Origin of the sequence: Terribacillus aidingensis (assembly GCF_900215625.1) — a bacterium.
Lineage (GTDB): Bacteria > Bacillota > Bacilli > Bacillales > Amphibacillaceae > Terribacillus > Terribacillus aidingensis.
In genome coordinates, this window is record NZ_OBEK01000002.1 from 499,160 (window position 1) to 513,391 (window position 14,232).

Here is a 14,232-nt window from a genome sequence, read left to right on the forward strand (position 1 = left end):
GGAGTCCTAGCTTTGAAACAACAAACTTTTGCTTTTACACGCAGCGAAAACCTCAAACAGAAACCGGAAGCGAGTACACTAGAATTCGGGAAGGTGTTCACGGATCACATGTTTACAATGGATTATTCAGCTGAGACTGGCTGGCATGACCCGCAGATTGTACCGTATGCACCGCTTGAGCTGGACCCAGCCGCGATGTGCTTCCATTACGGCCAGACGGTATTTGAAGGCTTGAAAGCCTATGTTACAGAGAAAGGAAAAGTATTGCTTTTCCGTCCTGACAAAAACTTTGAACGTCTTAATCGTTCAAATGACAGATTGTGTATTCCGAGACTAGACGAAGATTTGGCTTTAGAAGCATTGCGACAGCTTATTTCGGTCGAGAAGGAATGGATTCCGACTGCAGAAGGAACTTCGCTTTACATTCGTCCTTTCATTATTTCGACGGAGCCGTTCCTTGGAGTAGCTGCATCAGTCAGCTACAAGTTCATCATCATTTTGTCTCCTGTGGGCGCTTACTATAAGGAAGGAATTAACCCAGTAAGCATCGCAGTAGAAAATGACTATGTACGTGCAGTCAAAGGCGGCACAGGCGACGCCAAAACTGGCGGAAACTATGCTGCAAGCCTAAAAGCGCAAGAAGTCGCTGCAGCATCTGGATTTTCGCAAGTTTTATGGCTGGATGGTTTGGAGAAGAAATATGTAGAGGAAGTCGGTAGCATGAATGTCTTCTTCAAAATCGATGGCGAAATTGTTACACCGCAGCTTAACGGAAGCATTTTGCAAGGTGTCACGCGTGATAGTGTGCTGCACCTGTTGAACCATTGGGGCTATCCAGTTACGGAGCGCCGCATAGCGATTGCTGAAGTTGTGCAAGCCCAGAAGGAAGGCAGGCTAGAAGAAGTATTCGGCACAGGAACAGCAGCCATTATCTCACCTGTCGGCAAACTGTCCTACGGGGGAGAAACATACGAAATTAACAACGGCGTAACTGGAGAAGTTGCCAAGCGTATTTATGATACAATCACAGGCATTCAAAAAGGCGAACTGGAAGATACATTTGGCTGGACAGTTGAAGTAAAATAGCGGCATAGTGATCTCCAACTGCAGAAGGCGAAGTAACTAAAAGTTCGAATCAGAAACCTCAGAGCTCTCGAAGCTGTGGGGTTTTCTACTTCGTTTGAGGAAAGACAGTGCATTTAAATCTCTATAATACCTAGAATATGAATATATTAACGTGCAATGGGTTCACCCCAGCTGAAAAATCATCTGCCTTCATCGTGTTGCTGCTGCCTGTTTGTTTACCTTTCAGTACTACTCATGCTCAGAGGCATCACTTTATATGTGGATGACCAAAAGGAAACGAAAATCACACGGTAAAACATATGAGTTTGAGCCGCATAACCAAATGGATGAGCTGCCACTATCCAAAACTATGCTACCAAACAAAAGCTTCAAGAAGTTTTTTGATAGCAGGCTAGGAGACTAGCGGATTTTGCTATATAATCGTTAATAAAATGATTTGATTTGCGAGATGAAAAGGTGAATGAGATGAAAAGGATAATTGTGAAAATAGGCAGCAGCATGCTGTCAGAAGCGGGCGGCGGAATGAGTGAACAAAAGATTCGCCGGCATACGGAACAGATTGCGATGCTTGCAAAAGAAGGCTATGAAGTGATTCTGGTTTCTTCCGGTGCGGTGGCTGCAGGGTTTCGTCAGCTTGGCTATCCGTCCAGGCCGGTAACAATTGAGGGGAAACAGGCGGCTGCGGCTATTGGGCAAGGGCTGCTTGTACAGGCATATACAGATGCGTTCTCCAAGCACGGTATGAAGTGTGCCCAGCTGCTTTTAACACGAGATGTGTTTACCAATGCGGATCAATATAACAATAGTTACAATACTTTGCAGGAACTGCTGAAGCGAAACATCATTCCAATTATCAACGAAAATGATTCGATTTCTATTCGGGAATTGACGTTTGGAGATAATGATATGCTTTCTGCTTATGTGAGCGGTTTAGTCAAAGCAGATTTGCTGATTCTAATTACAGATGTGGACGGAATTTACGACAAGAATCCGAACACATATCCTGATGCAAAAAGATATAATCGACTGAAATCAATTCCCTTAGAAATGCAAGCTTCCATCGAGCAAGTATCAGGATCTAAAGTAGGTACTGGCGGTATGTATTCGAAGGTGCTGGCGGCGCAGACAGCATTGGAATTAGGTGTTCCCGTTTTTATTGGCACAACGAACGAAACTTCTACCTTACTGGTAATTTCTCAAGGTGAAGGAGCCGGTACGTATATTGGCGATGAAGCGGCAGAAGTACAGCGGAAAACCAAACAGTGGCTTTCGCATCATGCAAGAGCAACAGGCGCTCTGACTGTTGATGCAGGGGCCGTGCAAGCGCTGCTTGAGCAAGGTAAGAGTTTGCTGCCGATTGGCGTTACTGAAGTAGAAGGAACCTTTTCACCTTCAGCAGTTGTGGATATTGTGACAGAAAATAAACAACTGATTGCCCGTGGAATCAGCGACATATCTTCAGCTGATTTACGAGAGATGCTCGAGCGAAGAGATCAAGCCCCTGCTTCCACTTGGCATAAAGCAGTTGTGCACCGAAATTATATCGTATTATTTTAAACAAGCCGCCCAGCCTGTCAGCTAGGGCGGCTTCGGTGTATAATGACCATAGGAAGGGGGAAGAGCAAATGAAAGTAACGATGCTCGTCCAGACGATGTATAAAAACAGCCTGCTTCGTGAAGGCGGTACATATGAAATACCGGAAGAAACAGCAAAACGCTGGATACGAAGTAAGATTGCTAAACTAGCAGAATAAGGAGGGGTAAAGATGGATCTAGGTATGAAAGGAAAAACAGCATTAGTTGTTGCAGCAAGTAAAGGTTTAGGAAAGGCTACAGCGCTGCAGTTAGCAGAAGAAGGTGCAATCGTCCATATTTTGAGCAGGGACGAACAAACGCTCAAGCAGGCCAAAGAGGAAATCATTAAAGCTTCTGGCAACAGTCTTGTTTTTTATTCTGTTTGTGATGTAACAGATGCGCAGGCGATAACACGTGCAGTGGAAGCAGCGAAACAGCATACCGGTTCCATCGACATCCTGGTTAATAATGCCGGCGGCCCGCCTGCTGGCAGATTGGCTGATTTTGAAGATCAAGACTGGCAGCAAGCTTTTGAACTGAATTTACTTAGTTTTGTTCGTTTCATTCGTGCTGTTGTGCCGGTTATGAAAGAAAGAGGAGGAGGCCATATTTTAAATATCGCCTCCTCCTCTATCAAGCAATCTATCGATAACTTGCTTTTATCTAATACCTTTCGAGCAGGCATCGTCGGTTTAGCAAAATCGCTGTCGCAGGAATTGGCACCCGATCATATTCTAATCAATACCTTAGGACCTGGGAAAATTCATACCGAACGTGTTGATCAGCTGGATCAAAAATCCGCAGATCAGCTAGGTAAGCGTTTGGCAGAAGTCCAAAAAGAAAGCCAAGCAGCGATTCCGATCGGCCGATACGGCAAGCCGGAGGAGTTTGCAAAAATGGCTGCCTTTCTTGTCTCCTCGGCGAATACGTATGTAACGGGCCAAGCTTTTGTCGTCGATGGCGGTATGGTAAAGGCCATTCACTGATGCTTCATTTTAATATGATAATGACTTAAAGCAAGCAGCGGGTAAATGTACGAATAGCTTTCATAGCGGATATAAAACTGACCTGGCAAACCGATCCCGGTCGGATAGTTGACGGCGGCTTGCTGGGATTCTGCTGTAAGCAGAAAGTGAATTCCTTGCTGAACCTCTTCGCTTTGGTGTTCTCCGCATGCAACCAAGGCATCTACTGCCCAGGCAGTCTGGACAATCGTGCTAATTGGCAAATCTACAAATGTTCCTACTTCTGCACTGCGGCATGATTCTCCCCAGCCGCCATCCTCATGCTGTACAGCTTTCAGCCAATTGACTGCACGTTTCACGCATCGAGCGCCAGGTTCCACTCCGGCAGCTGAAAGTCCGGTAAGAGCAGCCCATGTACCATATAAATAGCAGACACCCCACCTGCCATACCACGATCCATTCAATTCCTGATGCTTTTGCAGCCATTTTATTGCTTTTTTTATGCTATAGTGATCTTGCTTCAGGCTGGCATACGTTCCGAGAAATTCCAGTACACGACCGGTCAGGTCTGCGGTGGACGGATCAATCGCTGCATCTCTCGCATTTTCAATCGGAAGCTTTGTTAGCAGCCGCCAATCTGTATCTTTTTCAAATGCTGCCCAGCCGCCATCTTTGTTTTGCATGGCTAGTAAATAATCGCAGCCTTTTTTCCATGCTCGCTTCACATCCATATCATCTCGAGCAGATCTGGTGAGCGCCCGGAGAGCAGCGGCAGTATCATCGTGATCTGGATGATTCGTATTAATATCAGAAAATCCCCATCCTCCAGGTTCCGCGTTGGGCTCATGGATTTGCCAGTCAGCTTTCTGACTATGCTGCCGCTGCAGTAAATAATGTGCAGCAGACCGAATCACCGTACTTTGGCTGGAAACACCTGCTTGCTGCAGCGCGTAGCTAAGTAATGCGGTATCCCAAACAGTAGAGGTAGAGTTCTCCACATGGATACCGTTGCAATTTTCATTAACGAGTGCGTGTATGCCGTCCAGCGCTTGCTGTATTCGCGGATTCTTTTCTTCGTATCCTAGCGCCAAATACGCATAAACCATGAAAAAGGTGGCACTTGCGTAGCTGTAAAGCGTCCCATCTGATTCTGTTCGTTCCTGCATGTACTGTTCAGCATACTTGTAACCAGCTCGGTGCAGACGCGCTGGCAGCCGAGCAAGCCGGCTCCATTCATTTGTTATCGTCCGCCATGGCGACCCATCATCTGTTCGCTCATCCCATTCATCCTCATACAAAAGGTGTTCGAGTGAAACAGTGTGCTTACTGATGCGTTTGAACTTTTTATTTAAAAGAAGCAGCATCGGAACAAAATGGATTCTGGCATAAGAACTGAACTGGAAGAAGTTAATTGGAAATGTTGTTGGTACGAGCAAGGCAGTCATCGGAAATTTTAAAAATGGAGGCCAGGGAATCATGCCATGTACAGCCAGCATGAAGCGAATCATAAAATGCGCTTTATTAATTCCGCCGTTATGGTTAATATATTGCTCTGCTTGTCGCAGCCTGCTTGCTTCTACACCGTAAAAACGAAGTGCCGCAAAGGCGAGAACCGTAGCAGACAGGTTACCGTACCTCTCTCCCGGATAGTTTGCCCAGCTGCCATCTTCGCGCTGTTTTTGAAGCAAACGCACCTTCAGTTTTTCCACGGTCTCCAATTCTTTATTAAACGATGTGAAAGTCATCATATAAAAGCAATCTGTCAAAATAGCTCCTTCAAAACACATCCGCCAAGCGCCATCTTTTTCCTGCTTGGCTTCCAGATTCTCTATATACTTATCAATCGTAGCTTTTACATCACTTATTTGAACGGTATTCATAGTACAGCTCCTTTTCCTAAGAGTTTTGGGACGGAAAACATGCTGCAATATGATAAAATATGCGGAGAAAAGTAATTTATGACTTTAGGGTTCCGTATCTCATATCAAAGGAGAATGAGCGATGCGTGCAATTGCAGCTGAAACGACAGGCGGTCCGGAAGTACTGGTATACAGACAAGCAATGCAGCCAGAACCTGCAGCTGGGGAAGTTCGAATAAAAGTATTAAAAGCAAGCGTGCATTTTGCAGATATAAAGAAACGAAAAGGAACAAAGGGGAAAGGAAAACCTGGTATTCTAGGGTTAGATGCAGTCGGGATAGTAGACAAAGCCGGACCGGCAGTTGAGGGGTTTCGACCAGGACAGCGCGTGATCGCGTTTGTCAAAGGCGGGGCTTATGCCGAATATGCAATTGCAAGCGTGAAACTCACTTTTCCTATTGCCGACCATGTGGACACAGCTGTTGCGGCAGCAAGTCCGATTCCTTCCTTTTTATCTTTTATGCTGCTGCAGCGAATTGGCAGATTGGAGAAAGAGGAGACGGTTGTCGTTCATGCGGCGGCGGGAGGTATCGGGCTGACTTTAATTCAGCTTGCCAAGTTATTTGGCGCTGGAAAGGTGATCGGAACTGTTAGCAGCATGGACAAAGCCGCCGTTCCTTTACAAATGGGCGCAGATTGCGTGATTACGTACGACAAGTTTCCTCACTACGTGAACGAATTAACTGCAGACGCTGGCGCAGATTTGATTTTCGATTCTCTTGCTGGAAAAATCACAGAAGATAGTTTAGCTTGTCTGGCGCCTTATGGCAGATTAGTAAATTACGGGAATGCCAGCGGAGGCCCTGGGAGCCTGACCACATCAGATGTTCACAGCAGCTGCCGTTCGCTGCTTGGTTTCAGTCTGGGAACAACACGACAAAAGCGACCTGAAATACTGCAAGCCATTTCAAATCAAGTTATCAATTTAATTGAGAGAGAAGCTATTATCTTTCCGAGAATAAAAGAATTTAAGCTGGAAGATGCCGCAGAAGCACATCAGCTGTTGGAAAGCAGAACACATACAGGCAAAATCATCCTGCACATCACAGATTAGAGACAACAACGGGGGAATACAGAAATGAAATTTGTATCATGGAACGTGAACGGCATTCGAGCATGCGTGAAGAAAGGTTTTCTGTATTATTTTAAAGAACAAGACGCAGACATCTTCTGCTTGCAGGAAACAAAGCTGCAAGCAGGACAAATTGAACTGGACTTGCCGGGTTACTATCAATACTGGAACTATGCCGAGCGGAAAGGTTACTCTGGTACGGCTGTCTTTACCAAACAAAAGCCGCTTCACGTTACGTACGGTTTGGAAGAAGATGTCATAGAACCAGAAGGAAGAATCATCACACTGGAGTTTGAAAAGTACTTTGTAGTAACCGTGTATACGCCAAACTCCAAACGTGATTTAGCTCGTCTCGCGGAACGGCTGGAATGGGAAGATCGGATGCTCGCTTATGTACAGGAGCTGGATTCACGCAAACCAGTCGTCTTATGCGGCGATTTAAATGTGGCGCATCAAGAGATTGATTTGAAGAACTACAAAACAAACCGCGGCAACTCCGGGTTTACGACAGAAGAGCGTGAAAAAATGACAACCTTCCTTAACACTGGATTTGTCGATAGTTTTCGCTATCTGTACCCAGAACGTACCGAGGCTTACAGCTGGTGGTCCTACATGAACAAAGTGAGAGAAAGAAACATCGGCTGGCGGATTGACTATTTTATCGTGTCGGAGAGATGGAAAAACCGAATTAACAAAGCAGAAATACATGCAGAGACGCTGGGAAGCGACCATTGCCCGGTTTACTTGTCACTGGATACAGAGTGAACCGGTTTAGGACATGTGTTCGAAACGTAGAGAAACAGTGTTTTCTCTACGTTCTTTTATTTTCCATGTATAGTGGTTGGCTACTAGAGCAGGTAGTTGTGGAAATTTGAAAGAAGTAAAAACTGCTGAAACTTGACCAACATGAGGAATTGATAAATCTACTTATCCGAATCTTTATTAGTGATAATAGATACGTACATTACAAAAGATCCTCTCCATATCAATCTGACCAAGCAAGCCGAACCAAACACTGTCAAAAATCTATAAGCTAACTTAAGAAGAATCAGACCAGTGGAAAGCCTTTCTGGTCTTTTTTTATGGAAGCACATTTTTTCCTTTCACTTGAAACAAGCTTGATCACTAGCAGGGAAATCAGTCGGTCATACACAATGTAATGGTGAAAATAACACAATATTTAGGGTAACAGCGTAAAACTTTTTATTAAATGTCACAATTTGTTAGGCTCATTCGTTATATATGGTGAGAGGGGGATAATATGAAAGTTATTAATCAAGATTATGAAAAGATAGAAGAGTTATATGAGTTATACGAGCAAAAGATTTATTCTGTAGCCTATTCAATTCTAAATAATATACAGCAGGCTGAAGATGCTGTTCAAGAGACGTTTATTACGCTTTATAACAATCTGGAAAAGCTGCACAACTTAGATAATCAAGAGATTAAACGATACATATTAAGAATTGTGAAGAACAAATCAATTGACAGTTACAGAAAAAATAAACAACATGGCATTCTTTTAGAAGAATATCAAAGAGAATCAATAGTAGCTATAGATGAAAATATTGAAGACTGGGAACAGCGCTTCATGACTGAAAATCAAATTGATATATTGTTAGCAGTGTTGAATGAGTCTAGCAGACAGGTATTTAAATATAAAGTTTTTTATAATCTATCTTATCAGGACATTTCCAAGCAAATGGAGTTAACAGAGGCCAATGTTCGCAAGCAATTCGAACGCGCTCGAAAACGTATACATAATGTGATAGGAGGTCTACAAATTGACGAATTCACAGAATTCAAAAAGAATGTATGAATTAGCTGAAAAAATTGCATTAGACGATTTTGATAGATCAGCTGAACGACATGAATTCTCAGACACCTACAAGCACAAAAAGAAGTTATTTATGGAGGAAATTAAAACAAAAGGAGAACAGAAAGAAGTCAAGCGCAAAAAAAATCGTATGTTAATTATTGCTGCTTGTCTATTGATTGGCATACCGACAACTGCTTTTGGCGCTGTTAAAGCTTATGATATGATTGTTCAAAAACAAAATTATGAAGTTGATATTTCTGTGACAAATAAGGACAAAGATAAACAGGATAATTGGTATAAGTTGAAAGTTGCTAATCTGCCAGATAATATGGAAGAAGTCCGTCATACAGATGGTATGAAATATTCATTTACAGATAATTATGCAATGGGCGGATTTTCATTTAGTCTTATGAGATTAGGAGAGAAATCAGATTTCCAGACCCTTTTCGCAGCCAATTACGAAGAAAAAGAGATAAATGGAAGGAAAGCAGTAATCATAAACAAGGATACTGGAAATGAAAACATAATGTTTAACAAACGAGTATACCTCCTATTTGAAGATGAGGGAATCATGTTAGAAAGTTATATTGGAACCGACGTAACCGAAGATTTAATGATGGAAGTGTTGGAAGGTATTTCACTTGAGCAGACATCAGAGGAAAAGGCAACGCCTACGATAGATTATGAGGAAGTCCAAATGAATGATGACGATATCGATGACCAGCCAGAATTTGAGGTTATACCATTGAAAAAAGACAGTGATAGACTATTCCATGTAGGTGAAGATATCCCAGTAACGATAGAACAGTTGGTTAATGACGGGGATAGAACTATAACTAAATGGGATACCTTAGAATATAATATTAATAAGGTAGAAGTCTTTGATTCAATTAAAGGCTTTAAACAAGCGAACTTTAATGACTTTGGCTTAGGTGTGCTAAACGATTCCAATGCTATAGATCAAGAAAAGAATTTAGTACCATACAAACGAAGCACTTATAAATTGGGGAATGGTAAGGCTACTATTGACAAGCTAGTAGATACAGAATCCGTAGATGTAAAGTTTGTCTATTTAACGACAACAGTTATAAATACTGGTAAACAGGCCACCGAAGAATTATACATGCATCCATCCGTACAAGTGCTCAGATCGGAGAAAAGTGGATGGAGTTATGCTAGAGATGATGAACTTGCAGAATATAGTATTATGACCGGCGAAGTCGATTACCTAGAACCACACGGAAGCGGTAAATCTTTCTACAATATTGGTAGGCTTCAACCAGGAGAAACGAAGAAAGTAAACTTAGGGTACTTTGTAGATCAAGATAAACTGGGTTCCATTTTCCTTGATGCTTTTCATTACAGTAGTTCTGGAGAAACAGAAGATCTGAATGCTGACACTCGGTGGTGGATTGATCTTCGACAATAGTATAGAGACAACTACTTACATTTAGAAAACATAAATAATCCATAAAGAACTTACAAAGAATCCAGCAAATAATGCTGGATTCTTTGTTGTGAAGTGAACTAACTAAGAACAGCTTCAAAACTTCATAAATAGATAAAACCTACCTAAAACTTGTTTGGTTCAGTCTTCTCCAGTCTGAATCAGTAAAGTAGTTCTCTTCACGCCTCCTTTCTAAGATGTCAGAAAGTTTGATAAACTAAATACAAATACATATATATGGTAGAAACAATACAGGCTAAGTAGGATATGCAAAAAAGGAGGGATGCTAATGTTGCGTATATTTTTACGGATTTTAGCGGGCGGACTGCTGCTTTTCCTATGCATGGTACCTCAAACGCATGTTCACGTAGCCGGAAAAGAGGATAGGATGAAAGAGAGGATAGAGAAATACCTGGCGGGAGAAGGGCGTCTGCAAGGAGCGGTTGCGGCTATTCATATTGCAGATGCTGAGACAGGAAAAACACTTTACGAACAGCATGCTGATGTGCGGATGCGGCCCGCTTCTAACATGAAATTGCTTACGGCAGCTGCTGTATTACATGAATTAGGTCCGTCACACCACTTTCAAACAAAAGTTGCTACAGATGGGCGGATAGAAGAAGGGAAACTGGAAGGAAATCTTTATCTTATCGGCCAAGGTGATCCGTCTCTGACATATAAGGATTTACAGCAGCTGACGATACAGCTGCAGAACTTGGGAATACATCATATCAGCGGCGATATAATCGCAGATGATACTTGGTTTGATCAGGCACGTTACAGCGAGGATACAACATGGAAGGATGAATCTGCATATTATGGTGCAGCAATTAGCGCATTGACTGTTTCACCAGATGAAGATCATGATACAGGAACGGTCAAGGTTGAAGTGCGTGCAGACACTTCTTCACAGATACCGGCAATTCGGACATCTCCTGCAACAGATTATATAACGGTACGCAATAATGCTGTGATAGCAGGAGAGCAGGATGAGACAGATTTGGAAATCGTTCGTACACATGGGAAAAATGAGATTGTTATTTCTGGCAGCCTTGCAAAAGGAGAGAAGGAGCAGGAATGGGTAGCGGTTTGGGAACCAACGGAATATGTGCTGCATCTATTTGCTGACTATTTAAATGAAGCGGGTATTAATTGGGAAGGAACAGCCAAAACGGGTACTGCTCCATCACAATCTCAAACCTTATTAAAAAGGGAATCTGCACCACTGGAAGAATTGCTTCTTCCGTTTATGAAGCTGAGTAACAATGGACATGCGGAGATGTTTATAAAACAAATCGGCAGAAAAGAGAAACCTGGTAATTGGCCGGACGGTATTGAACAAATGGAGCGCTACCTTAAACAGCTCCAATTACCAGTGGAACAAATGGTAATCCGTGACGGATCAGGCTTGTCTCATGCAAATGGTATAACGGCAAGACAGCTGACTTCTTTACTAATAAACGTTCAGAAGGCATCCTGGTTCCCTTCATTTAAACGCTCCCTGCCAATCGCTGGAGAACCTGAACGATTACTCGGCGGAACACTTCGCAGCCGTTTTACAGAATCAGAGCTTGCTGGTAACGTCATCGCAAAAACAGGGACGCTGACAGGGGTAAGCTCACTATCAGGGTATATGAAAACCAAAACCGGAGAACAGCTTGTTTTTTCGATTGTATTAAACGGCTTGTTAGATGAAGAGGATGGTCCGGTGATTGAAGACCATTTATTGAAATTGGTTTATGATAATTTGGAAAGTATGCATAATAATTGATGGAAATAGACAGGATAATGGCACACGAACAGCGAAAGTACAGAGTAGGAAGGATATTTAGGAAAAGAGGAGTTAACGGTGAAACAAAGTCGCATGGAAGCAGATCTATATTGTATCCATTGTCGCGAAGAGTCTCCATTTACTATCACCTACATCAATGACAAACTAAAAACTATCTGCTGTACACAATGCCATCACGCCATCGATGTCCGACTTGACCTGCAAAAGGAATTTATCCAAGAGTGGCAGCAGCGGCTTCTTTCAAAGCCTTCCAGAATGACAACAGAGTACAGGGATGATCTAAGTCAATTTCTTTTTACGCTGCCAATTCGGCTGGCGAGCAAACCATATCGATTATATGACGATATCAAGAAGTCGCGCATCATTATGCGGGATTTCAAAGATGTTAAGCATTGGTAAAGCGCCTGGACATATGTTCAGGCGCTTGTTTTTTGTGCTTTATAGAAGCGATCTGCTCGGTGTACAGAGAAGCCGAGGAAAACAAAACCAATGATGATGAAATAAACGAAGGAATCACTTTCAGCACTGGCTAACAGTACAGCTGCGCCATGCGACAGCAATGAAAGCGAAATCCAAAGCAAGAAGCCACGATCAATTATTGCGCTCATGTACACCCTCCTTTTTTATACAATGCTATATTACCATTTTATACGGGAAAAGTGGTAGCTTTATCAAAGTGCGATATATATCGCATATCGATATACAAGGAGGTTACTCAAATGAAAAAAATTACAGATTTGCTTCCTTTGACTCATACAACGTACTACATCTTAATGGTAGAAACAAAGCGAGAAAACTAAAAGAATATCAAATCTAGAAATAGAGGTTGCTCTTAAACACAAGAGCAACCTCTATTGTTTTGCATTGAAATTGAAATTCACCAAATCTGCAGAAGTCGGCGGCCGCGGCTAAAAACGAAGCACAAACAAAACAAGGGCAAAATTGCAAAAAATGAACTAAACACATCAATTAACCTTCAAATTGAAAAGAATTGATGTAATTGAAATTATAAGCAGTATTTCTTTGATTTCTATCTATTTGACACCAGCTAGTATATCAGTCATAATACAATTATCTCGAATTCGAGGTAATTCCATTCAATAGGCTGGAGTGATAAACATGAATCATTTAAAAGGTATCCATCATGTAACAGCAATTACGAGCAGTGCAGAAAAAAACTATGAGTTCTTCACATATGTGCTAGGCATGCGTCTAGTCAAGAAGACAGTGAACCAAGATGATATTCAGACGTACCATTTATTCTTTGCGGATGACAAAGGAAGTGCGGGGACAGATATGACATTCTTCGATTTTCCTGGTATTCCGAAAGGTACACACGGTACAAATGAAATTTTCAAAACGGGCTTTCGCGTTCCATCTGATGCAGCGTTAGATTATTGGGTAAAACGATTTGATCGCTTGGATGTAAAGCATCGTGGCGTGAAGGAGCAGTTTGGTATTAAAACAGTAACGTTTGAAGATTTTGATGAGCAGCAATACCAGCTGATCAGCGATGAACATGATGAAGGGGTGGCATCCGGAACGCCGTGGCAAGACGGACCGGTGCCGCTGGAATATGCTATTACAGGGCTTGGTCCAATTCACGTCCGGACGGCTCATATTGATTACTTCAAAGAAATGCTGGAGAAGGTGCTGCAATTCCGGCCTGTCGCGCAAGAAGAATCGCTATTTCTGTATGAAGTTGGCGAGGGCGGAAATGGTGCGCGCGTGATTGTTGAGCACAATACGGTTTTACCAGATGGAAGACAAGGATACGGCACGGTGCACCATGCCGCTTTCCGTGTAGAGGATCGTTCTGTGTTGGAAGAGTGGATTGAACGGATGCAAAGCTTTGGATTCCAAACTTCCGGTTATGTGGATCGTCACTTCTTTGAATCGTTATACTCACGCGTGGCTCCGCAGATTCTCTTTGAATTCGCAACTGACGGACCAGGATTCATGGGCGATGAACCATATGAAACATTAGGAGAAAAGCTGTCACTTCCTCCATTCCTGGAACCAGAACGGGAACGCATAGAAAAACTCGTTCGTCCAATTGATACGGTGCGCAGTACAAAGCATTTTGAAAAAGAATAAGCGAGAAAAGTGATGAAAAGCTCAGATTAAAATCTGAGCTTTTTTGATGGAAAGATCACTATTTAATTTTGAAGAATAAAGTTCCGGAGTTCCAAAATCGTTTACACTTCATTTAGAACGGAAGGCTCTGGAAAAGGGAAATGGTCACAGCTGCCGTAGTTAATGTACCGGCAGAAGTTAACGTAATTATCTTCTGCCTATTCTGTTGTTCTGACGGTTTTATCAGTTCCTGGGATGCCGTAATCCATATTACGAAGGATGCCAGCGTAATCACACTCATGAACATACTGCATGTCTCCTTTTTATCTTTGATAGCAGGGATGTCAGTTCTTTCGGTGTACAGCGTCTTGGGTAAAGTAAATCTAAGTAGTCCTATACATATTTTAACATATCCCCGCTACCACTGCATGCTGACTGCAGACTTAACAAGTTTTGTTTCAAGTTGGATTCCTGTTATTAG

Annotated in this window: 14 protein-coding genes; 11 read left to right on the forward strand and 3 right to left on the reverse strand. The window is 42.5% G+C overall.

What is annotated here, in order from left to right; genetic code table 11:
- Positions 1-12: 12 nt before the first annotated feature.
- The 4 genes from CRO17_RS07765 (at position 13) to CRO17_RS07775 (ending at position 3,647) form a co-directional block, all read left to right on the forward strand.
- Positions 13-1,086, forward strand: coding sequence for a branched-chain amino acid aminotransferase (locus CRO17_RS07765; protein ID WP_097040977.1), 1,074 nt, complete (start codon positions 13-15; stop codon positions 1,084-1,086).
- A 465-nt stretch (positions 1,087-1,551) separates the two neighbouring features.
- Complete coding sequence (proB, locus tag CRO17_RS07770) at positions 1,552-2,643, forward strand: glutamate 5-kinase (RefSeq protein ID WP_097040979.1); 1,092 nt, start codon at positions 1,552-1,554, stop codon at positions 2,641-2,643.
- 68 nt (positions 2,644-2,711) lie between these two features.
- Positions 2,712-2,840 (forward strand): hypothetical protein, encoded by a 129-nt coding sequence (locus CRO17_RS17860; RefSeq protein WP_281253808.1) that lies wholly within the window; start codon positions 2,712-2,714, stop codon positions 2,838-2,840.
- Between the two features lie 12 nt (positions 2,841-2,852).
- Complete coding sequence (locus tag CRO17_RS07775; RefSeq protein WP_097040980.1) at positions 2,853-3,647, forward strand: SDR family oxidoreductase; 795 nt, start codon at positions 2,853-2,855, stop codon at positions 3,645-3,647.
- Here the strand turns inward: CRO17_RS07775 and CRO17_RS07780 are convergent.
- Complete coding sequence (locus tag CRO17_RS07780) at positions 3,641-5,506, reverse strand: terpene cyclase/mutase family protein (RefSeq protein WP_097040982.1); 1,866 nt, start codon at positions 5,504-5,506, stop codon at positions 3,641-3,643. The genes CRO17_RS07775 and CRO17_RS07780 overlap by 7 nt on opposite strands.
- A 121-nt stretch (positions 5,507-5,627) precedes the next feature.
- Here CRO17_RS07780 and CRO17_RS07785 point away from each other — a divergent pair, with 121 nt between their 5' ends.
- The 6 genes from CRO17_RS07785 to CRO17_RS07810 all read left to right on the forward strand — a co-directional run bounded on the left by CRO17_RS07785 (position 5,628) and on the right by CRO17_RS07810 (position 12,074).
- Positions 5,628-6,599 (forward strand): quinone oxidoreductase family protein, encoded by a 972-nt coding sequence (locus CRO17_RS07785; RefSeq protein ID WP_097040984.1) that lies wholly within the window; start codon positions 5,628-5,630, stop codon positions 6,597-6,599.
- Positions 6,600-6,623: 24 nt separating this feature from the next.
- Positions 6,624-7,382, forward strand: coding sequence for an exodeoxyribonuclease III (locus tag CRO17_RS07790; protein ID WP_097040986.1), 759 nt, complete (start codon positions 6,624-6,626; stop codon positions 7,380-7,382).
- 496 nt (positions 7,383-7,878) lie between these two features.
- Positions 7,879-8,436 (forward strand): RNA polymerase sigma factor, encoded by a 558-nt coding sequence (locus tag CRO17_RS07795; RefSeq protein ID WP_097040987.1) that lies wholly within the window; start codon positions 7,879-7,881, stop codon positions 8,434-8,436.
- Positions 8,402-9,865, forward strand: a complete 1,464-nt coding sequence (locus CRO17_RS07800) for a DUF4367 domain-containing protein (protein WP_097040989.1) — start codon at positions 8,402-8,404, stop codon at positions 9,863-9,865. Before CRO17_RS07795 ends, CRO17_RS07800 begins: the two co-directional genes overlap by 35 nt.
- 307 nt (positions 9,866-10,172) lie before the next feature.
- Complete coding sequence (dacB, locus tag CRO17_RS07805) at positions 10,173-11,654, forward strand: D-alanyl-D-alanine carboxypeptidase/D-alanyl-D-alanine endopeptidase (RefSeq protein ID WP_179636911.1); 1,482 nt, start codon at positions 10,173-10,175, stop codon at positions 11,652-11,654.
- Between the two features lie 78 nt (positions 11,655-11,732).
- On the forward strand, positions 11,733-12,074 hold the full coding sequence (locus tag CRO17_RS07810) for a bh protein (RefSeq protein ID WP_077309161.1): 342 nt from the start codon (positions 11,733-11,735) through the stop codon (positions 12,072-12,074).
- 17 nt (positions 12,075-12,091) lie between these two features.
- On the opposite strand, the gene CRO17_RS07815 is transcribed toward CRO17_RS07810, so the two are convergent.
- A complete protein-coding gene (locus CRO17_RS07815) occupies positions 12,092-12,283 on the reverse strand; it encodes a hypothetical protein (protein WP_097040993.1) in 192 nt (63 codons plus the stop codon).
- A 511-nt stretch (positions 12,284-12,794) separates the two neighbouring features.
- On the opposite strand from CRO17_RS07815, the gene CRO17_RS07820 reads away from it, so the two are divergent.
- A complete protein-coding gene (locus tag CRO17_RS07820) occupies positions 12,795-13,772 on the forward strand; it encodes a ring-cleaving dioxygenase (RefSeq protein WP_097040994.1) in 978 nt (325 codons plus the stop codon).
- Positions 13,773-13,884: 112 nt separating this feature from the next.
- Here CRO17_RS07820 and CRO17_RS17480 read toward each other — a convergent pair whose 3' ends face one another.
- Complete coding sequence (locus CRO17_RS17480; RefSeq protein ID WP_097040995.1) at positions 13,885-14,058, reverse strand: hypothetical protein; 174 nt, start codon at positions 14,056-14,058, stop codon at positions 13,885-13,887.
- Positions 14,059-14,232: the final 174 nt, after the last annotated feature.